Raw genomic sequence first — 600 nt, 5'->3', positions numbered from 1 at the left:
GTTCTGAACCCAGCTCGCGTACCGCTTTAATGGGCGAACAGCCCAACCCTTGGGACCGACTACAGCCCCAGGATGCGATGAGCCGACATCGAGGTGCCAAACCTCCCCGTCGATGTGGACTCTTGGGGGAGATAAGCCTGTTATCCCCGGGGTAGCTTTTATCCGTTGAGCGACGGCCCTTCCATACGGCACCGCCGGATCACTAAGCCCGACTTTCGTCCCTGCTCGACTTGTAGGTCTCGCAGTCAAGCTCCCTTCTGCCTTTGCACGCTACGAATGATTTCCAACCATTCTGAGGGAACCTTTGGGCGCCTCCGTTACTCTTTGGGAGGCGACCGCCCCAGTCAAACTGCCCACCTGACACTGTCTCCGAACCGGATAACGGTTCTGGGTTAGAATGTCAATACAGCCAGGGTGGTATCCCACGGATGCCTCCACCGAAGCTAGCGCTCCGGTTTCTAAGGCTCCCACCTATCCTGTACAAGCTGTACCAACATTCCATATCAGGCTACAGTAAAGCTCCACGGGGTCTTTCCGTCCTGTCGCGGGTAATGCGCATCTTCACGCATAGTATAATTTCACCGGGTCTCTCGTTGAGAC

At 56.2% G+C, this 600-nt stretch carries 1 rRNA gene; it reads right to left on the bottom strand.

Annotated features, from left to right (window positions below):
• Positions 1–600 (bottom strand): 23S ribosomal RNA (locus CHH48_RS19080); the annotation flags it as partial.

Source organism: Terribacillus saccharophilus (assembly GCF_002272075.1).
In the GTDB taxonomy this organism is placed as follows: domain Bacteria; phylum Bacillota; class Bacilli; order Bacillales; family Amphibacillaceae; genus Terribacillus; species Terribacillus saccharophilus_A.
The sequence above is the reverse complement of the archived record's forward strand: the minus strand, read 5'-3'. Positions and strand labels throughout refer to the sequence as shown.